Here is a 21,036-nt window from a genome sequence, read left to right on the forward strand (position 1 = left end):
TCGAGCCTGAGATCAGCCGCGCCGACTTCGACGCCATGATCGCCATCCCGGACGGCACGATCTGCTCCAGCGTCGAGCAGGGCCTGATCGCACTCGGCTTTGGCGGCGCCTTCGCCGGCACCGACCTGGAGTAGCGTGCCGAGTTACAACCGTCGTAACAGTTCGCGCACTGCCGGTGATCAACTGTCCTGAGAGCGCTACGACCGTGAGGTGGCGGCACGCCGTCGCCACCTGTGACGCGGCCCGGCCGGGTCAGGAGAGGCAGTCACCCGAGCCGATGAACTCGGGGGTTCCCATGTTCCCGCCGTAGACGGCCACGGACCAGCGGATGTACTGCCAGGACTGGTTCCTGCTGTACTCGTCCCTCAGCTTCCGGCAGGTAGTCCTTCGGGCGACATCCTGGAAGTTGTCTCTCTGAGCGCGGCCGATCAGCGCTCCATAGGTGTCCTGGATCCACACGTACGCCGCCTTCTCGGCCGGGTCGAACCCGAGGTTGATGTCGTCGTCCGCGGCGGAGGGGTCCACGCCGTTGCCCTCGGCGACCCGGGTCTTCCACGCGGCGGTGATGGCCTTGTCCGTGGCGTCGGCGACCCGGATCTCGTCCTTGTCGGTACTGGGTATCTGCGCGGTCGCCATGCCGGCCTCGTCTCCCTGCCACTGCCCGGCGACCTCGTTGTAGCACCCGTCGGTGGCCTGGCCGAAGCCGAGGATGTCTGCCTCGGTGTCGCCGTCGGAGTTCTTCCAGAAGACGGAGTAACGGCCGTAGGGCCAGGTGGTGGGGCTGGCCTGGAGGCGGTGGGCGAGAGCGGTGCAGGATGCCGTCTCTCCTGCCCTGCGGAACACCTCCTGGTCGTCCTCCGGCAGTTGGGAGACCGGCCCGCCGGTCACCACAGCGGTCTGCGCACGCCGGTTGAACGTGACCGTGGCAGTGAGGTGGTCCAGGCCCTTGGTGGCGAGCATGGACCTCACGTCGTCCTCGATCGCCTGGGCGGTGTCCTTCTCCTCCTGGGTGCTCGCGGTGGTGCTCGCTCTCCACTCGTCGTCCGACGGCTGGGCCTCGTCACCGGCCCGTGTGAAGGCGGGGTGGGCCACGCCGGCCAGCGGATCGGTCGGTACGCGGATCCCGCGCGGATCGGCCGTGGTCTGCGTCGCCACAGCGGGGCCAGGGGTTCCAGTGGGTTCGGTGGCGACGCCGGCGTGCCCGGCCGGGGACGCGGTCGACCGACCTGCGGCGGCGTCCCGCGATCCGCCTCGGTCTCCGTCGTTCGGGAAGGCGGCCGGAAAGGCCAAGGCGCTCCCGGCGAGAGCGCCGATCACGGCGGCGGCCACGAGCACGGTCGTGACGGTCCGTCTGCGGGAGAGTGAGGAGGGGGCGTGCCAGGTGGGGTCGTCCACAGTGGGCATCTCCCACACGGCCGTGACCAGTTCGCCGACCCGGGTGGGTGCCGGTCCGTCGCCGCCCGCGAGGACCTGGGTGGCCTGGGAGGCGAGGAATCGCGAGCACTCCTGGGAGGCCGAGGCGGCGGATATCCGGTCGGCGGGTTCCTTCGCGAGGGCGCTCTCCACGACTTCGCGCAGTTCCTCGGGTACACCGTCCAGGTCGGGGTCCCCGGACATCACACGGAACGCGACCACGTCCGGCGCGCCGGTGCCGAACGGGAGCCGGCCGGTGGCGGCGTAGGCGACGAGCGCGCCCCAGGCGAACATGTCGCCCTCCGGCCCGGCGGTGCTGGTGCGGTAGTACTCGGGGCTGATCCAGCCAGGGGTGCCGGTCATGACGCCCGTCCGGGTCACGCTCGTGCCGTCGGCGGCGTGGGCGATGCCGAAGTCGAGGACGCGAGGGCCGGCCGGAGTGAGGATGACGTTCTGCGGCTTCACGTCCCGGTGGACGACGCCGGCTTCGTGGACGGCCGCCAGTGCATGGGCGGTGCCCGTCGCGAAGGCGTACAAGGTGCCGCCGGTCAGGGGGCCGTGGTCGGCCAGGTATTGGTTGAGGGTAGGGCCCGGAGCGTAGGCGGTCGCAAGCCAGGGCGCGGCGGCTCCGGGGTCGGCGGCGAGCAGCGGTACGAGGCACGGCCCCTGCACGCGCGCGGACAGCTGCACCTCGCGACGGAACCGGGCCCGGAACTCAGGGTCTTCGGCCTGCGCAGGGTGGATCACCTTGACGGCGACCCTGAGCCCGTCGGCGGTGAGACCGGCATGGACGGTTCCCATGCCGCCGGAGCCGAGGCGGCCGATGATCCGGTAGGGGCCGATACGGGAAGGATCACCTGGGCGGGCGGGTTGCACCCGTCCGCCGGAACCAGCAGCGCTCACGAGGAGTCCCAGCCTAGGAAACTGACAGTGAAGAAGATGTGGAGGACGTATATATCATGATCACATAGTTACGTGAAACGGGCCGGCCATGGACTTGGGGACTCCTCCGCCTCGGAGGGGCAGTCGAGATATGGTCGAAACGGATAGCAGGACTCTTCCCCGGCCGATCGCTGCCAGCCGGCATGCCGGGGTGGTCGGCCTTTGGCGCTGACCGCCCGTCAGGCCCCCGGCGTCGCGAGGCCGTCGGCCGGTGTCGCCATGTCCACCGGGTCTGCCGCATTGGGACTTGACCGGCACCCACGAGGTCCTGCGCCCCCACCGTGTTCCGCGGCCGGCACTGCCATGAACTGCGGGCTGTCGGTAGCCTTCTCCAGGGTCGCAAGAACCTCCTCGCCCATGACCGTGCCAGCCGCGTCGTGGTGGGCACGGGCAGTAGTGGAGTCCACGCTGACTAGGGACAAGTCCAACTGCTCACGGCGGGCGGCCTCGGCGATCACGCCTCCATTGCGGCGGCGAACGCCCCGGCATCGCGCCGCTGGGCGAACCGTTCGTAGGCGGTGGACCCGGAGCCGAACGCCTCCGGTGCGTCTCGCCACGGGCCCCCGGGTGCGGAACCGCCAGATGATCCCCTCCAGTTGGTCGCGCAGGTGTTCCGTGTATGGGCCGCACTGCCCGATTGGCAGGTGAGGGCTGATCAATTCCCAGTAATCATCGCGCAGTTCACGCGTCAAGCACGTCGCGACGGGAGGCTGATCGCTTCCGCGTTCGCCGACGGGTGGCAGAGCCGGGGCAAGGCGAGCAAGTAGGGCCTGGTGACGGTGTACGACAAGGGCGCCGAGATCCTGAGCAACGGCAATTTCTAGCCTCAGGTGACAGGGGCCCTCGTCTTCACGGGGACCCCACTCCCGTTCACAGGTCAACCACATATGATCCTCCAGCTACGAACCACGTGGGGGGTACATCTACATGCAAACGATCATTAAGCGCTTGAGCCGGAAGCGACTGGTGATTCTTTTCGTCTGCGCCTTCGTCGTCCTCGGTGGCATCGTCACCTGGACCGCGGTCGGAGGCGATGGCGGACCGCCGGCCTGCGCGAAGACCAAGGTTGTTAACGGTAGAAAGGACCTTGGCGGGGCAATCGACTGCGCAGCCAAGGTTGCGAAGTGGTGCCACGAACATCACCCCGGCGACACGGCTCCTTGCACGAATGCCGTTGCGGCTGACGGGGACGACCGCAATATCGACAAGTACAAGAACGCTGCTCGCGATGCCAAGCCCGTCCCGCCCGCTACGTCGACCATGAGGCCCTTGCAGCAGGCGTTCGAGAAGAACCGGAAGGCCCTGTACGACTGGTACGAGATGGGCCTCGATCCACTCAAGATCAAGATTACGAAGATGGAGTTGAAACCGGACGACTACGTGTACATCACGGTCAACCTGGCGTCGGGCGATGGGCATGACAAGGGACTGGACGCCGGGCTGGACTCCTTCAACTCGTACCACCAGGACGACTTCGAAACGACGCTCAAGCACATGACGGAGCTGAAGGGGATCAAGGGCATTAAGACGTTCTATTCGGACGACAAGCCGATCCATGCACCCGGGCCGGCGAACCAGTAGGAGGGCGCATCATGCAAACGCGACAGGTCCAGCTGTGGTCGCAGACCAACAGTCTGCGCCTGGACCTCCAGCCCCACGGCATCCAGGTCACGGGCCTGCACATGGGCTATGTCGACACCGACATGACGGCCGCCATCGACGCGCCGAAGGCCGACGCCCACGACATCGCGGTGGCCGCCCTCGACGGCATCGAGTCGGGGGCGTACGAGGTGCTGGGCGACGACACCACCCGCTGGGTGAAGCCGGTCCTCTCGCAGGACGTGACGTCGATTCACCAGCAGCCCGCCGCCTGAGCCCGACGGTCCACGCCCTGACCGGTCCACGCCCTGACCGGCCCCTGCCCTGACCGGTTCCTGCCCTGATGCCCTGGGGAAAGGGCGGGGCGGCCGGCCCGGCTATCCTGCGCGGATGCCGATGACCCAGGGGGAGTCCGACGCCCAACTGGCCCTGCGCGCCGCACGGGTGGGCGCCGAGGTGGTACGCGCCCTGTACGGGGGAGCGCTCGCGCGTTTCGAGAAGCAGGCCGGTGACTTCGCGACGGAGGCGGACCTCGCCGCGGAGAAGGCCATCGTCGATGTCCTGCGCGCGGCACGGCCCGACGACGCCGTGACGGGCGAGGAGGGCGGGCACACCGGCGTGGCCGGCGCGCACCGCCGCTGGCTGGTCGACCCGCTGTGCGGAACGCTCAACTACGCGGTGGGCAGCATGCTCGTCGGCGTGAACGTGGCCCTGCGCGTGGGGGACACGGTCGCGGCCGCGGCCACGGCGGACCCCTTCAGCGGCGAGGTCTTCTGGACCGACGGCGAACGGGCCCGGGTCAGGAACGGCGGCGGGGACCGGGAGTTGACGCCCTCGCCGGACTCCGCGCTGGTCGACGTCAATCTCGACCCGCCCTTCCCCAACGCACCCGGCTTCCGGGCCGTCCGGCTGCTGGCCGACCCGGAGTTCGCCCGGCGGTTCCGGCCCCGGGTGGTGTCCACGACGCTCGCCGTCGCCTGGGTGGCCGCCGGGCGCAGGGCCGCCTACGTCACCGACGGCGATCTGCGCGACAGCGTGCACTTCGCGGCCGGGATCGCCCTCTGCCTCGCCGCGGGCTGCACGGTGACCGACATCCACGGCCGGCCCGTGCACACCGGCGCCGACGGGCTGATCGCGGCGGCCGACCGGGACACCCACACGACGCTGGTGGACATGGTGAGGAGTCAGGCCCGGGAGGCGTGACCCGGACCCCGTACCGGCGACCTCCCCACCCGGAGCCACACGCCCGGCGCTCGCCGGGGTGCTCGTCCCACGGTTCCGCGCTTTTCCGGCACGCTTCCCGAACGGCGTACCAGGGCAGGCGCCCCACGCCCGTTGCCCGTGTGATGGAAGAGTTCCATCGTCAACCAGTGAGGCAACTCATGCGTATGCGCAGCTTTGCTACTACGGCCGTTCTCGCGGGTGCTCTTGCCCTGACGGGCACCACCGCAGCTCACGCGGCCGACCCGGACCCGGTGACCGGGGTCGCCACGGGCAGCCCGGGCATCCTCTCGGGCGATGTCATCCAGGTCCCGATCCACATCCCGATCAACCTGTGCGGCAACACCATCGACGTCATCGGTCTGCTGAACCCGGCCGCCGGTAACGCCTGCGCCAACAACGGCTGACGCCGCCTCCGTGTGCCGGCCCTTCTCGCGGGGGCCGGCACACGACTGTCCGGGGCCACGGGCCCGGGGCCCCGGCCGCTACGCGGGACGCCGGAACAGCGCCGTCCACAGGTACGGCTGCCCGAACAGGCCGGAGCCGGCGGGCTCCTCCCGCATGGGCCGCAGCTCCACCTTCACAGGCTGTCCATGAGCCGCAGTACGTCCACAACCCCCAGAGTCCCGTGGTGTTCCGCAGCCGACCGACGACAAGGGCGCTCTCCCGCCCGCCAGAACTCCAGGACGATCACCGGCGCGTGACCAGGGCCCGCCGCGGACGGACAGGGCCCCGGTCGTGCCGGGACCCTGCCGTGACCGGGACCGGTCACGTGGCCTGGTCTAGCGCGCGGACGGGGCCGGCTCCGGCTTCGGCTCCGGGGTGGTTTCGCGAGTGCGGCGGCCGCGCAGGATCAGGCGTCTGGCAGGACGTTCCACCGCCTCGTACAGGACCCAGGACAGCGCCAGGGACAGGGCGAACGCGGTGGTGGTGACCGCGAGGCCCGCGAGCACGCCGAAGTGCGGCTTGGTGCCGAGCAGACTCGTGCCCGCGCGCAGGACGAGCAGGTGGATCATGTAGAAGGCGAACGACAGTTCACCCAGACGCACGAGCCGCCGGTGCCGCCACAGCGACGGAAGCCCGTTCAGGTCGGCGAGGGCCGCCGCGGGGATCAGCAAGGTGAACCCGGCGAGCGTGCAGACGGTCGCGGAGTATCCGGGGGTGACCTGCGGGACGAAGAAGTAGCCGATGACGGCCAGGGCCAGCGAGGCCTCCAGCCCGGGCCCGCGCCACCGGCCGAGCAGTACCAGGCGTGCCGTGACCGCGCCGAGGACGAACTCGGGCAGGCGGGCGGAGGGCATCGAGTAGAGCGACTGGCTCGTCCAGTGGTGGGCGTCCGCCCAGGCCAGGACGAGGACCGTCGCCACCGACAGGCCGCCCAGTGCCGTCGCGCCCCGGGCGCCCAGCCGGCGCAGCAGCAGGATCAGCGCGGGGAACACGGCGTAGAAGAACGCCTCGCAGGCCAGCGACCAGCTGACCGGGTTCAGGGTCTGCCACCACGGGTGCCACCAGGAGTGCACCAACAGGACGTTGGCCAGGCCCTGCTTGGGCGTCGGCCTCGGCAGATGCGCGAGGGTGTACGCCATGACGAGCGCCACGACGAGGGTCACCAGGTGTACCGGGTAGACCCGTGCGATGCGCCGCCGCCAGAAGCCGAGCGCCCGGTCGTGCGGCCGGGCGGACCAGGTCAGCACGAACCCGGAGAGCACGAAGAAGAACGACACCCCCGTGGCGCCGGCCCCGAAACCCCAGGACACGATGCGGTCGGCGGCACCGCCGAAGTAGCCGAAGTTGTGGACGTGCAGTCCGAAGACCAGGAGCGCGGCCATCCAGCGAAGGCCCGTCAGGGAGGGCAGGGACGGCGTGGGGGAGGGTGGGGAGGACGCGGCCGGGTCGGTCCGCGTGGGCGGCGTCCGGGTCGCCCGGGTCGTCGCCGTGGTCATCGGATCACCTGCCGCAGAAGGTTAGCGTGGGGCATGAAGGGGAACGTTGCCCGTTCGCCCCCTCTCATTCACGTCGCGTCGGAAACGTCACACTGCTGCCGAACGACACAACCCCCGCCATGCCACGGATGGCCCGGCCTTGTGCACCCGTACGAGTGAGGGGCCGTCCGGAGGCGATCGCCGGGGGAGCGTGCGTCGGCGAGAGCCCTTCGCCGGTGGAGAACGTGCTGCTCGGAGCCCTCGCCGGGAGAGCGCCCGCCGAGCCGGAGAACATCTGGGTGGTGACGTGTCATGGACAGGTGCCCCGAGCGGCTGGGAGTATTCCCGATCATGAGCCAGAGCCCGCGGGTGAGGCCCGCCGTTCCCGAGGACTACGACCGCATCATCGCCGTCGCGGACGAGTGGTGGGAGCGGCCGATCAGCTCGGTCCTGCCCCGGCTCCACCTGGACCACTTCCACCGCACGAGCCTGGTCGCCGAGGACGAGTCGGGCCTGGCGGGCTTCCTCGTCGGGCTGATCTCCCCCTCCGCGCCCGACGCCGCGTACATCCACTTCGTCGGTGTGGCGCCGCGGATCCGCGGCACCGGGCTGGGCCGCCGCCTGTACCACCGGTTCTTCGAACTGGCCGCGGCCGAAGGCCGTTCGCGGGTCGGAGCGGTCACCTCGCCGCAGAACCGGCGCTCCATCGCCTTCCACACCGCGATGGGCTTCACGGTCACCGGCCCCGTCCCCGACTACGACGGCCCCGGCGCCGACCGTGTCGTGTTCCAGCTCCTGCTGCCGCCCCGGTAGCGCGCGCCCACCCGTTCGGAGGACCTCACGGCTCGGCGCCCCGCCGGGGGTGCCGTACCGCCCGATGATGCGTGCACAGGCGAACACGGGCTGCCACGTCGGGTCACGGGACGATCACAGATTTGGATGACTCGTTTTCTTGAATCACTCGTGTTTACGGGGGTAGGTTCGGCACATGACGTCATCCCAGCCCCCGACCACCGCCGAGGAGCTGCGCGGTGCCGGTCTGCGCGTGACGGCGGCCCGCGTCGCGCTGCTGGAGACCGTCCGCGACGGTGACCACCTCGGTGTCGAGGCCATCGCCTCCGGGGTCCGTGACCGCGTGGGCCATATTTCCCTGCAAGCTGTCTACGAAGCCCTGCACGCGCTCTCCGCTGCGGGTCTCATACGCCGTATCGAGCCGGCCGGCAGCCCCGCCCGGTTCGAGGGGCGCGTCGGCGACAACCACCACCACGCCGTGTGCCGGTCGTGCGGTGCCGTCGCCGACGTCGACTGCGCGGTCGGCCGGGCGCCCTGCCTGACCGCGTCCGACGACCGCGGTTTCTCCATCGACGAGGCCGAGGTCGTCTACTGGGGCACCTGCCCCGACTGTTCCACCGGCCGCAGTTCCTGAGCACAGATTTCCGTTCAGTTCGGAAGGATTGCCATGACTGACAACACCGACCCGATCGTTACCGAAGCAAAGCCCGGGGAGAGTGCGGGCGGCTGCCCCGTCGCGCACGGCAGCACCTTGCACCCCACCCTGGCCGGCGGCAACGACCACTGGTGGCCCGAGCAGCTCAACCTGAAGGTCCTTGCCAAGAACCCGCCCGTGGCCAACCCGCTGGGCGAGGATTTCGACTACGCCGAGGCGTTCCTGAGCCTCGACCTTCCCGCGGTCAAACGGGACATCGCGGAGGTGCTGACGACCTCCAAGGACTGGTGGCCGGCCGACTTCGGCCACTACGGGCCTTTCATGATCCGGATGGCGTGGCACAGCGCGGGCACCTACCGCATCAGGGACGGACGCGGTGGCGGCGGTACGGGCCAGCAGCGCTTCGCCCCCCTCAACAGCTGGCCGGACAACGCCAACCTCGACAAGGCGCGCCGCCTGCTGTGGCCGGTGAAGAAGAAGTACGGCAAGAACCTCTCCTGGGCCGACCTGCTGATCCTCACCGGCAACGTCGCCCTGGAGACGATGGGCTTCGAGACCTTCGGCTTCGGCGGCGGCCGCGTGGACGCGTGGGAGCCCGACGCCGACGTCTACTGGGGTCCCGAGACCACCTGGCTCGCCGACGAGCGATACTCCGGCGACCGTGAGCTCGAGGAGCCGCTGGCCGCGGTCCAGATGGGCTTGATCTACGTCAACCCCGAGGGCCCCAACGGGAACCCGGACCCGATCGCCGCGGCCCGCGACATCCGCGAGACGTTCCGCCGGATGGCGATGAACGACGAGGAGACCGTGGCCCTGATCGCGGGCGGCCACACCTTCGGCAAGACCCACGGCGCCGCCCCGGCCAGCTATGTCGGCCCGGACCCCATGGACGCGCCGATCGAGCAGCAGGGCCTCGGCTGGAAGAACTCGTACGGCACCGGCAAGGGCCCCGACACCATCACCTCCGGACTGGAGGTGACCTGGAGCAACACCCCGACCCAGTGGGGCGGCGGCTTCTTCGACAACCTCTTCGGCTACGACTGGGAGCTCACCGAGAGCCCCGCCGGAGCCAAGCAGTGGACGCCGAAGGACGGCGCCGGCGCGGGCACGGTGCCCAGCGCCTACGGCGACGGGCGGATCGCGCCGTCCATGCTCACCACGGACCTCTCGCTGCGCTTCGACCCGATCTACGAGCCGATCGCGCGCCGCTTCCACGAGAACCCCGAGGAGTTCGCGGACGCCTTCGCCCGCGCCTGGTACAAGCTGACCCACCGCGACATGGGCCCGAAGTCGCTGCTCCTCGGCCCCGAGGTGCCGGCGGAGACCCTGCTGTGGCAGGACCCGCTGCCGGAGCGCGACTACGAGCTGATCGACGCCGCCGACGTCACGGCCCTCAAGGCCAAGGTGCTGGACTCGGGACTGACCGTGCCCCAGCTGGTCAGCACCGCGTGGGCGTCCGCGTCCACCTACCGCGGCAGCGACAAGCGCGGCGGTTCCAACGGTGGCCGCATCCGGCTGGACCCGCAGCGCAACTGGCAGGTCAACGACCCCGACCAGCTGGCGCTGGTGCTGCGCACCCTCGAGGGCATCCAGCAGGAGTTCAACGCCTCCTCCGGCGCCCGCAAGGTCTCCATCGCCGACCTCGTCGTTCTCGGCGGCGCCGCCGCGGTGGAGAAGGCGGCCAAGGACGCCGGCTTCCAGATCGAGGTGCCGTTCACCCCGGGCCGCGTCGACGCGAGCCAGGCGGAGACCGACATCGAGTCCTTCGAGGCGCTGGAGCCGGTCGCGGACGGCTTCCGCAACTACCTCGGCAAGGGCAACCCCGCACGCGCCGAGTACCTGCTGGTCGACCGGGCGAACCTGCTCACCCTGAGCGCCCCCGAGACGACCGTCCTCCTCGGCGGCCTGCGCGTCCTCGGCGCCACCTACGACCAGTCCTCGCTCGGCGTCTTCACCGAGACGCCCGGCAGGCTGACGAACGACTACTTCGTCAACCTGCTCGACCTGGACACGGACTGGCAGGGCGTCAACGGGGACCAGGGCACGTTCGAGGGCCGCGACGAGGCCACCGGCAAGGTCAGGTGGACCGCCACCCGTGCCGACCTGGTCTTCGGCGCGAACGCCGAGCTGCGCGCGGTCGCGGAGGTCTACGCCAGTGATGACGCGAAGGAGAAGTTCGCGCACGACTTCGTCGCCGCGTGGGACAAGGTCATGAACCTCGGCCGGTTCGACCTCGCCTGAGCGGCCTCCTGAAGGCATCCGGCCCGGTTCCCCGCGGGGGACCGGGCCGGACGTGTTTCCACCACCGCCTTCCGCATCACCTTCCGTATCGCCTTCCGCCACGGCCTTCATCACCGCCTTCGTCACGGCCTTCGTCACCGCCTTCCACCACCGCTTTCATCGCCTCCCCAGCGGCCGGTTCTGCGCCCGCGCGGGTCGAGGTGCACGATGGTGGAGTGACGCGCGCGGGCCGGGTCCGCGCACCTGTTCCCGACGCCGTCCGTCGCCCGCGGGGTGCTGAGCGCGGGCCGTGACGGGCGCCGCGGTGCCGGGACGTGTGCGGGTGACGCCGGTCCGCCAGGTCACCGGGACCCGAGCCGGACCTTCCGGATCCCCATCCGGTTCTTCCTGCCGGATGCCGAGCGGGGCCGCACCTTCCGACAGGCGGCCCCCGGCGGGCGAGAGGAGGCGGCGGCCGATGCATCGGACACCTCCGACGACGGTCACCTCGGTACGGCTGTGGCGCTGGCGGCGCAACCCGCTGCGGCGGCACAGCGACATCGTCGAGGCCTGGATCGTGCTCGCCGCCTGGGTCCTCGCGGTGCTGGGGGGCGCCGTCGCCGGCTGGGCCGCGGCACACGCCGTGGAATCCGGGCTCTCCGCGCGCCGGGCCCACGTACACTCCGCGTCCGCCGTGCTGACCGACGCCGCGCCGAGGACCTCGCCCGCCGGAAGCGGCTACGACGACGGACGGGTATGGGCCACCGTCCGCTGGACCGCCCCGGACGGATCCGTGCACACGGACCGGGCCAAGGTCCTCGCGGGCGCCCCCGCCGGCAGCCCGGTCACGGTGTGGACGGACGGCACGGGCCGGACGGTGCACGCGCCCGACTCCACGGGCGAGGTGATGCTCCAGACCGTCCTGACCGGCACCCTCGTCGCCCAGCTCGGCGGGGCGATGGTCTGGTCCGGTGGCTGGCTGCTGCGCACCACACTGGTCCGGCGGCGACTGGCCGAGTGGGACGCGGAGTGGCGGCGGGTCGGGCCGGAGTGGCGCAACCTGAGCGGCGGCAGAGGCTGACCGCAGGCGCCCCGGTCGGCGCCGTAGGCCCCCTTCAGTGGGCGCGGCGTCTGGGGGCGCACTGTCTGTGGGCGCACCGTCTGTGGGTGCACCGTCTGTGGGTGCACTGTCTGCGGGCGCGCCCGGATCACGCCACCCGGATCACGCCACCCTGGTCATGCGCTGCCCCGGTCATGCGCCGCCCCTGGTCATGCGCTGCCCTCGGCCGCCTCGGCCGCGCGCCTCAGTCGCGGAGTGCCTCGAACGCCTCGCGGGCGCCGAACCCGATGGCGAGGTCGATGTCCGGCGCCTGTCCCGCCCGCCGGTCCGCGCGGGTCAGCGCGGCCAGGGCGATCCGGTCTCCGGAGTCGGCCTCCACCACACCGATCTCGTGCCGCAGATGGAGGAAGGTGCCCGTCTTGCCGCTGAACCGCAGGCTGTCCGCGCGCAGTTCGCTCGCCAGCCGATGGGTGAACACTTGATGCCCCATCAACCGCCGTAGCTCGGCGGTGACATGCGGTTCGGAGATGTCGTCCTGCCATACGCGCCGCAACAGTTCCACGAGCCCGGCGGCCGTTCCCGCGTTGGCGTGGGCGGAGTCGAGAGTCGCGATCGTGTGCCGGCCCGCCCGTTCGTCGCGGACGGCGAGTTCCAGGGCGAGGGAGAAGTCGTCGCCGGCGGCACCCGCGGCGCACTCGTACATGTGGTTCAGTCGGTGTCGCACCCGGATGCCCTCGCAGCCCCAGGCGCGCAGCCGGGCGTCGACCTCCGCCACCGGCACCAGGTCCAGCAGCGCGTCCGCGGCGGCGTTGTCGCTCACCGAGAGCATGAGGAAGAGGAGATCGCCGACCGCCACCGTCGCCGGATGGCGGAACGCGGCGAGCCCTGTCGGGCCGACGCTGCTCGCGGCCGGGTCGACGGTCACCGGACGGGCCGGATCGAGCTCCCCGGCCGCCACCCGGTCCAGTACGACGAGGGCGAGAGGGACCTTGACCACTGACGCGAGCGGTATCAACGCGTCGACATCAAAGCCCAGTTGTTCACCCGAGTCGATGTTCCGGGCCAGGAACGAGCCCCGTACCCCGAGTGCCGCCCAGTCCCGGGCGATCGTCTCGGCCACGTCGAGCAGGGCGCCGTCCCCGGCGACGTACACCGGTCGGTGTACCGCCTCCCCGCTCATCCGCGCGCCGCCAGTCGTGCCGGGACGTCCCCGACCGCGTCCTCGGGGCGCCGCGTGCCCGGCGCGGCGGCAGCGACGCCCGCAGCCGCCGTCAGCGACGCCACCAGCCAGTCCGGCGCCGCGGCCGTTCCGCTTCCACTCAGGCGCGCGGTGGCCCCGACCTCGTACCCGCGGTGCAGCGACACATCGCCGAGCCGGACCCAGTCCGCCCCGTGCTGACGCGCGAAGGGCTCCGCGCACAGCAGCATCGCCTGCCCGGCCAGGGTCTCGGTGAGCGCCGCGGCCGGCGAGCCGGTCGTCCGGGCCAGCCCCTCAGGCAGCCCGGCCCGGGCCAGAGCGTGCGCCAATCCGTCGCGCGCATACGGCACTTCGTCCTCCTCCAGGATCAGGATCGGCAGGGGAGCCGGGGCGGTACCGGGCCGCGGTCCGGTCGTCGGCCCGCTTCGCCGCGGTCTGAGGTCCTCCAGCCGCAGCGCGCGACCCCGGGCGGAGCGCCCGGCGGTACGCCGTGTCACCGGGCCGTCCGGCGGAGGCGCGGACGCCAGGCCGAGCGGGACCCGGAAGGCCGCCTCCGCGGGGGGAACGCGCCGCAGCGCGTAACCGAGGGAACCGTCCGCCAGGCCCAGGTCCCTTTCCAGGGGCGGAAGTTCACTCACGGCGAGCGTGACCCCGTGCTCGGCCCCGGCCCGGATGACGCGCGCCAGCGCCGCCGGCACACAGTCCGCGGGAACGCCGACGACACGCACCCGCGCCTGTCGGGCCGACCGTGCGGCCTGCCGCAGCCGCTGGGCGCGGTCCAGTACGTCCCGAGCGTACGGCAGCAGGAGCAGACCCAGCTCCGTCGTCGACACCTGGCGCCGCGAGCGGTCGAACAGCAGCCCGCCGAAGTGCTCCTCCAGCGTCTTGATCCGACGGCTGAGGAGCGGCTGGGCGATCCCCATCCGGTCGGCCGCGCGCGAGAAGTTCGCCTCGTCCACGGTCGCGACGTAGGCCTCGAGATGCGCGAGCAGATCCATCCGGCTGTCATATCAATTGGTTATGGCGTGTGCAAAGTTCACTCTTGGACATGGGTGGTGCCCTGCTGCTTCGCTGTCCCCGTCGAAGATCCACCAAGCCGACGACGCATGAGCCGGGAGAACTCCGCACATGACCACACCCACCCCTCTGCCGCGCCGCCGCCTCTTCAGGACCGGCCTCGCCCTCACCGCCGCCGCGGCGGCCGCCCCCGTTCTGGCGGCGCGGGCCGCGTCCGCCGCGCCGGATGCGGCGCCTGATGCCGCGCCGCACGCCCCGGCGGGGACCGGCCGGGCCGCCGGACACGACCGGGTGCGAGCCGAGTTGAGTGAGCTCGAGCGGCACTACGGCGCGCGCCTCGGCGTGTACGCCCGCAACACGCGCACGGGACGGTGCGTCACCTACCGCGCGGGGGAGCGGTTCGCGATGTGCTCCACGTTCAAGGTGTTCGCCGCGGCGGCGGTCCTGCGCGACCACGGGGACTGCGCACCGCTGGACCGGGTGGTCCACTACCCGCCTGCGGACATCCTGCCGAACGCGCCGAGGACCGCGGAACACGTCGACACGGGCATGACCGTCGGCGACCTGTGCGCGGCCGCCATCCAGTACAGCGACAACACGGCCGGCAACCTCCTGCTGCGCCAGATCGGCGGCCCCGCCGGCCTCACCCGGTTCTTCCGCTCCCTCGGGGACGACGTGAGCCGGCTCGACCGCTGGGAGACGGAACTGAACACCGCCGTACCCGGCGACCCGCGTGACACCACCACCCCCGCGGCCATCGGAAGGAACCTGGAGCGGCTGACGCTGGGACGTGCGCTGGACCGCGCCGACCGCGAGCGGCTCGTCACCTGGCTGAAGGGCAACACCACGAGCGCGGAGCGGTTCGGCAAGGGGCTGCCGCAGGGCTGGGTCCTCGGGGACAAGACGGGCACCGGCGACTACGCGAGCGCGAACGACATCGGTGTCGCGTGGACCACCCGGAGGACGCCGGTCGTGCTCGCCGTCCTGTCCACGAAGACGGCCGAGGACGCCGCCGTCGACAACGCGTTGATCGCCGACACGGCAGGCATCCTGGCGCGCGCGATCGCCCCGGGCGAATAGCACCCGCGGCGGCCGTCACTCGCCATCACGCGGGAGGTGTCCGGCCTGGCGCGCGGAGGGCGACCGAGGAGGGAGATTGAGGAGGGTGACTGGGCAGGGCGGCTCCTGACGCCGTCCTGGCCTGCGCGACGATCGCCTCCAGGGCTGACGCCTTCGTGGCCGGGGCGGACGCCTCCGGGGCTGGCGCGGACGCCTTCGGCGGTTACCGCGATCGCACGGGCTGTGACCGTCCCTCGGGTGGTCGCAGCCCGAGTTTCCCAGTACCGGCAGTAACATGATCATCTTGGCCCGGGTTACCAGTCAGTCAACTTGGCGCCCGCCCCGCTGGGGCGCGCCCGCCCTGCCCGGAGATGGCCATGTCTACTGTCGACGACGCGTTGGAAAACACTCGTTCCGCCTACGATCAACACGTGCGGACCTGCCGCCAGTGCCATGCGGACACCACGCCCTGTGCCGTGGCCAAGCATCTCCTCCGGCTCCATAACCAGGCCCGCAGGGACCGGATGCGTTCCGCGGGCCAGTAGCCCTCATGGCGGCGGCGCGCCCGACACGGGCACGCCGCCCCGCCTAGGGGGTGTCGTTTGGATCAGCTCGGGTCCGCGACGCCCGGCGCGGCACCTCGCCGCGTTGTCGGGTCAGCCGAGTACGTCCAGTACGCGGCAGATCCTCCGCCTTGCGAGGCACCGACCGGACGCCGCGGCCTGATCCGACCTGATCCAAACGACACCCCCTAGAGCGGAGGACCTTCGCAGAGCTCCAGCAGTGACCGGGCGCTCTGCGAGCCTCCGAAGCTGCTGTCCCCGCCTCCCCCCGGAAACACCCGCCCCCAGGCCCGCGCACGCCCCAGTGCGCCCAGGCGCCACGCGAGACTCGTCGCGCGCCTGAGCTCCTTCGCGGTCCGTCCCGGCCCCGTCCACGGCTCCAGGTAGGCGTCGCGCAGCCGGGGGAGTACGGCGTCCCCGTAACGTTCCTGGGCCTGCAGGGCCGGGACCCGCAGACTGCAGAACGGGTGCGAGACGACGGCGTCGCCCCAGTCGAAGAAGGTGAACCGGCCCGGTTCCGGGTTGAACAGCTGACCTTCGTGCAGATCCGCGTGGTCGAGGGAATCGGGAACGCCCAGAGCGGCCAACTCGGCACACCAGTCCACCAGTCGCGGCCGGAGCGCGTCGAGCCGCGCCCGCTGGTCCGCGTCCAGTGCCGGGTTCCCGGCGAGCAACTCGTCGAAGGACGAGGCCAGTTCCGCGGTCCTGAGCCGCTGTACGCCCAACTCCTCGATCTCCCCGGCATGCGGGACCAGCGCGGCCTGCATGCTCGCGTACCGGCGGAGCAGGTCCTCCCAGGCGCCCGGGCCCACGGAGTCCCGTTCGAGCACGTCCCTGAAGAGGTCGCCGCCGTCGGGCAGCAAGGACCAGCCGTGGCCGGCGTCGACCGCCAGCGGCTCCAGGACGTGCTCCGGCACCCAGCGCGCCAGCGCCGCGGTCAGCGGCCCCTCGAAGCGGCTGTCCGGCGGATTCGCCTTGAACCAGACGGCCTTCCGCCCGGCCACGGGTACGGTATTCCGCCCGGCCGTCGATACGGCCTCCCGTCCGGCCACCGGCACCCGCACCAGCACCGACCACGGCCGCAGCCGTACCCGCAGCGGCCCGGTCGCGCGCAGTCCGTGCCCGGCGAGCCGGTCCTCCACCCAGCCGAGCGCGGCGGACCGCCAGCTCTCCCGCTCCCAGGGCGTGACCGTGTCCGGATACTGCCCCCGGTCCACCGTCAGCGCCGCATCATGTGACATCCCGCCATTCCAGCACCACGACCCGCGGGCCGACCAGCGGGTTTCTCCGGGGCCGGGCGGGCACCGCGTCAGCGCACCGGGAAGCCGAAGGAGTAGCCCTGCTGCTTCAGCGCGGGCAGCAGTTCGCCCAGCGCGGCCACGGTCTGGGAACGGTCGCCGCCGGCGTCGTGGAAGAGCAGCGTGGGACCGTTGTGCAGCTCGCCCTGCACCGTCGCGACGATGGCCTCGGTGCCGGGCCGTTCGAAGTCCTTGGAGTCGACGTTCCAGCCGAGCGGCCGCATGCCGTGCGAGGCCGCGAGGTGTCGACTGTAAGGGGTGAAGGCGCCGCCGGGGGCGCGGTAGTACATCGGCCGCACGCCCCCGGAAGCCCGCGTGATCTGGCGTTCGGCGTCCAGGATCTGCTGTGACTGGTACGCCTCGGACTTGCTGTCCATGGTGGTGTCGTGCGACACGGTGTGGTCGCAGAGCCGGTGCCCCGCGGCAACCACCTGCCTGACCAGATCCGGGTGTGCCTGTGCCTGGGGGCCCACCATGCAGAACGTCGCCTTCACGCCGTTCTCCCGCAGCACGCGCAGCACCTGTGGGGTCCAGGCTGGGTCCGGACCGTCGTCGATGGTGATGTTCACGGCCCGGTCGCCGCCCTCGGAGGCGTGCGCGATCGTCGCCGACACCGGTGCGGTCCGCGGGGCGGCGGGGCGCGCCGCCGTACCCGTCCCGGCTCCCTCGACGGGACCGGCCTGCGCGGTCCACACGGACGTCGCGGCGGCCAGCGCCGTCACCCCGACCGCCGCCGCGATCACTCGACCGTGCCATCCCCGCCCGCTGTGCCGTGCCATGTCCGCCCCGTTCTTCGCTGCTCCGTAGATCCTTTGCACTTGTCAGGACGGCCGAAGGCGGGTCGGGGCTCCCGCTGTTACGGATCACGGACAATTCCGCACTGCTTTCACGACAGCTCCCACCGGAACGCGGCACTCCACCGCGGCGACGCCAACTCTCGGTCACATTCGTGAACTTGGCTCACATGGGTGTACACGTATGGCGTGACCGTGCAACGCTCGACCAACTTCCGTTCAGGAATGCCGAGTTGGAAGGAGATCGGTCCGATGGACCTTTCCCGACGTACCGTGCTGACCACGACGGCCGGTGCCGCGGCGCTCTACGCGACACCGGCGACGTCCGCACACGCGGCCTCCGGACCGGCCACCCACGCGCGGTCCGGACCGGCCGTCCGGACTCCGGCGGACACCGCTCAGACGCTCCGTGCCGCCGCCGACTACGCGATCGGGAAACTGCGCACCGTCGCCCCGGGCGTGACCGCCTTCCCGGTCGGCACCAAGGCCGAGAAGTGGGTCTACTCGCAGAACGGCGACTGGGTCGGCGGATTCTGGCCCGGCACGCTGTGGATGGCGTGGCTGTACAGCGGCGACGACACCTTCCGGGCCCTGGCCCTCGACTCCGCGCGCAGACTCGCGCCCCGCCAGTACGACACCACGACCCACGACCTGGGCTTCCTCTTCTCCCCCTCCTGGGTCACCGCCTGGCGCCTGACCGGCGACGACACCTGGCGCACCGGCGCCCTGCGCGCCGCCGACTCGCTCAGCCGGCGCTACAACCCGGGCGGCCGCTTCATCCGGGCCTGGGGAGCACTGGACGACCCGAACAACGCGGGTCGCGTCATCATGGACACGATGATGAACCTCGATCTGCTGGCCTTCGCGAGCGAGCAGACCGGCGACGGCAAATACCTCGGCATCGCCGAGCAGCACGCCAAAACGGTGCAGCGGAACTTCCCGCGCCCTGACGGTTCGACTCCCCACGTGTACGACTTCGACCCCGCCACCGGCGCCCCCATCGGCCCCAACACCGTCCAGGGATACAGCCCCACCTCCTGCTGGTCACGCGGACAGGCCTGGGGCGTCTACGGCTTCACCACGATCCACCGTCGCACCGGGAACCCCGAGTTCCTCGCGACGGCACGTTCGCTCGCCGACTACGCGCTCGGTGCCCTCACCCCGGACCACATCCCCGTCTGGGACTACCGGGCACCCCAGCAGCCGTACGACGTGAAGGACGCCTCCGCCGGTGCGATCATGGCCTGCGGTCTGCTCGACCTGGCCGCGGCGACCGGCCGACAGCAGTACCGGGAGGCCGCGCTGCGCATCCTGACCGCGCTGGCGGACACCTGCCTGACCCGGCGTTCCACCCGCGCGGAGGCCGTCGTCGCCCGCTGTACACGCAACCGGCCGGCCGAGGACGGCGTCGAGATCTCCCTCCCCTACGCCGACTACTACCTCCTGGAAGGCATCCTGCGCGTACTGCGGCCACGGGACGTCGACCGAGCCATCGACCTGTCCAGCCGCCGCCCCACCCCCTGACGGCCTACTGGCGGCACCCTGGCGGCTTCACCATGTCTGACCGGACAGCGAGTTGGCGGTCGTACGCGACGCGGGGCGCGGATCGGGCGCGCCCGGTGCTGCCGAGGCGCTGGTGGCGGCCACGGGCGGGTGCGCCGCGCGTCCACCTTGCCGTCGCCGCGGGCCGTGAGCGAGTCCGTCGTGCGGCCGAAAAGGAGGGGCGCGTGGGGCGTTCGCCGTGCCACGCTTGCGCGTCGGCACCGCCCGCCCCGGGCAGGAAACACCCGTTCGTCCCAGGAGCGTCGATGACCACACCGCCCCGCCTGCTACCGCTGCTGGAGCAGTTCGACTTCGCGTGCGAGCGCCTGTCCGGCCGGATGGCCGGGCCCGTGATGGACAGCGGCGACGGGTCGCAGACCCGGGTGGAGGGCCTGACCGACGCCGAGTACTTCTGGGAACCCGTGCCGGGCTGCTGGTCGGTGCGGCGGCGCGAGGACGGGCCCGGGCCGCGGGCGACCCTGCTGGCGGGCAGCGGCGCGTGGGGGCGCGACGGCGCCGCCTACCCGCACCCCTGGCCGCCGCCGGTCACCACCCTGGCCTGGCGCCTGAGCCATCTCACCGAGATGCTCGCCCTGCGCGCGGACCACACCGCGGGCAGCCACACGCTGACCCGGGACGACCATCCGGTCGGCGGAGACGCCGCGAGCGCCGTCTCGGCCTTCGCGGCGGCCGCCGGGGCCTGGCGCGAGGCGCTGCTGGGCGTCGACGACGCCGCCCTGGACACCGTGGGTCACTGCACCTACCCGCACGGCAGCGACGCCGACGACCCGTTCATCGACATCGTGTGGTGGGTCAACCAGGAACTGCTGCACCACGGAGCCGAGATCGCCCTGCTGCGCGACCTCTACCGGGCCGGGCCGCGCTGATCCCGCCCGGCGGTTTCGGGGACCGTCCGCCGTCAGCGGCCGTAGCGGCGGTCGCGGTCGGCGTACGAACGCAGCGCCCGCAGCAGGTCGATCTCCCGGAACGCCGGCCACAGGACGTCGACGAAGTGCACCTCCGCGTACGCGGACTGCCACAGCAGGAAGCCCGACAGCCGCTGCTCGCCGGAGGTGCGGATGATGAAGTCGGTGTCGTGTCCGGCCGGTGAGTACAGGTTGTCGGTGATGTGTTCCAGGTCGAAGTCCGCGGCCAGTTCACGGGGATCGCCGCCCGTCCCGATGTGCTTGTCGAACGCCGCCTTGACCGCGTCGACGATCTCGCGCCGGCCGCCGTAGCCGACGGCGACGTCCACCTTGAGCGCGCCCCGGCCGTGCGTGCTCGCGGCGGCCTCCTTCAGAACGCGGGCCGTGTTCCCGGGCAGCAGGTCCAGCGCGCCGATGATCTCGATGTGCCACGGCTCCTGCGGGGCACAGACCCGCTGGACGGTCTCCTCGATTATGTCGAGCAGGGGGCCCAGTTCGTCGGCCGGACGGTGCAGGTTGTCGTCGGACAGCATCCACAGCGTGACGTGCTTGATCCCGGCGTCGCTGCACCAGTGCAGGAAGTCCGTCACCTTGGCGCCGCCGACACGGTATCCCTCACGCACGTCGCTGTGGCCCGCACCGCGCGCCCAGCGCCGGTTGCCGTCCAGCATGATCGCCACGTGCCGCGGCCTGGGCAGCCCCTCCAGCTTGTGGTTCAGGCGTCGTACGTAAATCGCTTCCAACGCCGAACGCAAGGCTTTCCATGCCACGCCGATATCCCTTCTGCGACCGTGAACGAGGGCGCAACGATAGTC

The 21,036-nt window shown here is 71.5% G+C and carries 17 protein-coding genes and 2 pseudogenes; 11 read left to right on the top strand and 8 right to left on the bottom strand.

Features of this window, described 5'->3' with window-relative positions; all coding sequences use genetic code 11:
- Positions 1–252: 252 nt before the first annotated feature.
- Positions 253–2,316 (bottom strand): serine/threonine-protein kinase, encoded by a 2,064-nt coding sequence (locus OIB37_RS33805; RefSeq protein ID WP_330461407.1) that lies wholly within the window; start codon positions 2,314–2,316, stop codon positions 253–255.
- 966 nt (positions 2,317–3,282) lie between these two features.
- Between OIB37_RS33805 and OIB37_RS33810 the strand changes: the two genes are divergently transcribed.
- The 4 genes and pseudogenes from OIB37_RS33810 (at position 3,283) to OIB37_RS33825 (ending at position 5,582) form a co-directional block, all read left to right on the top strand.
- Complete coding sequence (locus OIB37_RS33810; protein WP_330461408.1) at positions 3,283–3,936, top strand: hypothetical protein; 654 nt, start codon at positions 3,283–3,285, stop codon at positions 3,934–3,936.
- Between the two features lie 32 nt (positions 3,937–3,968).
- Positions 3,969–4,229, top strand: a pseudogene (locus OIB37_RS33815) (short-chain dehydrogenase); the annotation flags it as partial.
- Between the two features lie 115 nt (positions 4,230–4,344).
- Entirely contained in the window at positions 4,345–5,157 is an 813-nt protein-coding gene (locus tag OIB37_RS33820; protein WP_330461409.1) for an inositol monophosphatase family protein, read from the top strand.
- 185 nt (positions 5,158–5,342) lie between these two features.
- Positions 5,343–5,582: a chaplin gene (locus OIB37_RS33825; protein ID WP_330462075.1), complete on the top strand. Its 240-nt coding sequence runs from the start codon at positions 5,343–5,345 to the stop codon at positions 5,580–5,582.
- Positions 5,583–5,660: 78 nt separating this feature from the next.
- Here OIB37_RS33825 and OIB37_RS33830 read toward each other — a convergent pair.
- Both OIB37_RS33830 and OIB37_RS33835 read right to left on the bottom strand, forming a co-directional pair.
- A pseudogene (locus OIB37_RS33830) lies at positions 5,661–5,756 on the bottom strand (SAM-dependent methyltransferase); the annotation flags it as partial.
- A gap of 201 nt (positions 5,757–5,957) precedes the next feature.
- Positions 5,958–7,118 (bottom strand): acyltransferase family protein, encoded by a 1,161-nt coding sequence (locus tag OIB37_RS33835; protein ID WP_330461410.1) that lies wholly within the window; start codon positions 7,116–7,118, stop codon positions 5,958–5,960.
- Between the two features lie 330 nt (positions 7,119–7,448).
- Between OIB37_RS33835 and OIB37_RS33840 the strand changes: the two genes are divergently transcribed.
- The 4 genes from OIB37_RS33840 (at position 7,449) to OIB37_RS33855 (ending at position 11,845) form a co-directional block, all read left to right on the top strand.
- A complete protein-coding gene (locus tag OIB37_RS33840; protein WP_330461411.1) occupies positions 7,449–7,910 on the top strand; it encodes a GNAT family N-acetyltransferase in 462 nt (153 codons plus the stop codon).
- Positions 7,911–8,085: 175 nt separating this feature from the next.
- Positions 8,086–8,523: a Fur family transcriptional regulator gene (locus OIB37_RS33845; protein ID WP_330461412.1), complete on the top strand. Its 438-nt coding sequence runs from the start codon at positions 8,086–8,088 to the stop codon at positions 8,521–8,523.
- A gap of 33 nt (positions 8,524–8,556) precedes the next feature.
- Positions 8,557–10,785, top strand: a complete 2,229-nt coding sequence (katG, locus tag OIB37_RS33850; protein WP_330461413.1) for a catalase/peroxidase HPI — start codon at positions 8,557–8,559, stop codon at positions 10,783–10,785.
- A gap of 457 nt (positions 10,786–11,242) precedes the next feature.
- Positions 11,243–11,845, top strand: coding sequence for an Rv1733c family protein (locus tag OIB37_RS33855; protein ID WP_330461414.1), 603 nt, complete (start codon positions 11,243–11,245; stop codon positions 11,843–11,845).
- 223 nt (positions 11,846–12,068) lie between these two features.
- Here the strand turns inward: OIB37_RS33855 and OIB37_RS33860 are convergent, their stop codons facing one another.
- Both OIB37_RS33860 and OIB37_RS33865 read right to left on the bottom strand, forming a co-directional pair.
- Positions 12,069–13,004: a serine hydrolase gene (locus tag OIB37_RS33860; protein ID WP_330461415.1), complete on the bottom strand. Its 936-nt coding sequence runs from the start codon at positions 13,002–13,004 to the stop codon at positions 12,069–12,071.
- Entirely contained in the window at positions 13,001–14,020 is a 1,020-nt protein-coding gene (locus tag OIB37_RS33865) for a LysR family transcriptional regulator (RefSeq protein ID WP_330461416.1), read from the bottom strand. The genes OIB37_RS33860 and OIB37_RS33865 overlap by 4 nt, the downstream gene beginning before the upstream one ends.
- Before the next feature lie 130 nt (positions 14,021–14,150).
- Here OIB37_RS33865 and bla point away from each other — a divergent pair, with 130 nt between their 5' ends.
- Positions 14,151–15,119, top strand: coding sequence for a class A beta-lactamase (gene bla / locus OIB37_RS33870; RefSeq protein ID WP_330461417.1), 969 nt, complete (start codon positions 14,151–14,153; stop codon positions 15,117–15,119).
- A gap of 730 nt (positions 15,120–15,849) precedes the next feature.
- Here bla and OIB37_RS33875 read toward each other — a convergent pair.
- Entirely contained in the window at positions 15,850–16,902 is a 1,053-nt protein-coding gene (locus OIB37_RS33875) for a phosphotransferase (protein WP_330461418.1), read from the bottom strand.
- Between the two features lie 68 nt (positions 16,903–16,970).
- Positions 16,971–17,738 (bottom strand): polysaccharide deacetylase family protein, encoded by a 768-nt coding sequence (locus tag OIB37_RS33880; RefSeq protein WP_330461419.1) that lies wholly within the window; start codon positions 17,736–17,738, stop codon positions 16,971–16,973.
- 267 nt (positions 17,739–18,005) lie between these two features.
- On the opposite strand from OIB37_RS33880, the gene OIB37_RS33885 reads away from it, so the two are divergent.
- Positions 18,006–19,277 carry a glucuronyl hydrolase gene (locus OIB37_RS33885; protein WP_330461420.1) on the top strand — a complete coding sequence of 424 codons (1,272 nt, stop codon included), beginning with the start codon at positions 18,006–18,008 and terminating at the stop codon, positions 19,275–19,277.
- Positions 19,278–19,561: 284 nt separating this feature from the next.
- On the top strand, positions 19,562–20,182 hold the full coding sequence (locus tag OIB37_RS33890) for a DinB family protein (RefSeq protein WP_330461421.1): 621 nt from the start codon (positions 19,562–19,564) through the stop codon (positions 20,180–20,182).
- Between the two features lie 32 nt (positions 20,183–20,214).
- On the opposite strand, the gene OIB37_RS33895 is transcribed toward OIB37_RS33890, so the two are convergent.
- Positions 20,215–20,991: an isoprenyl transferase gene (locus OIB37_RS33895; RefSeq protein ID WP_330461422.1), complete on the bottom strand. Its 777-nt coding sequence runs from the start codon at positions 20,989–20,991 to the stop codon at positions 20,215–20,217.
- Between the last annotated feature and the right edge of the window lie 45 nt (positions 20,992–21,036).

Origin of the sequence: Streptomyces sp. NBC_00820, assembly GCF_036347055.1 — a bacterium.
GTDB lineage: Bacteria > Actinomycetota > Actinomycetes > Streptomycetales > Streptomycetaceae > Streptomyces.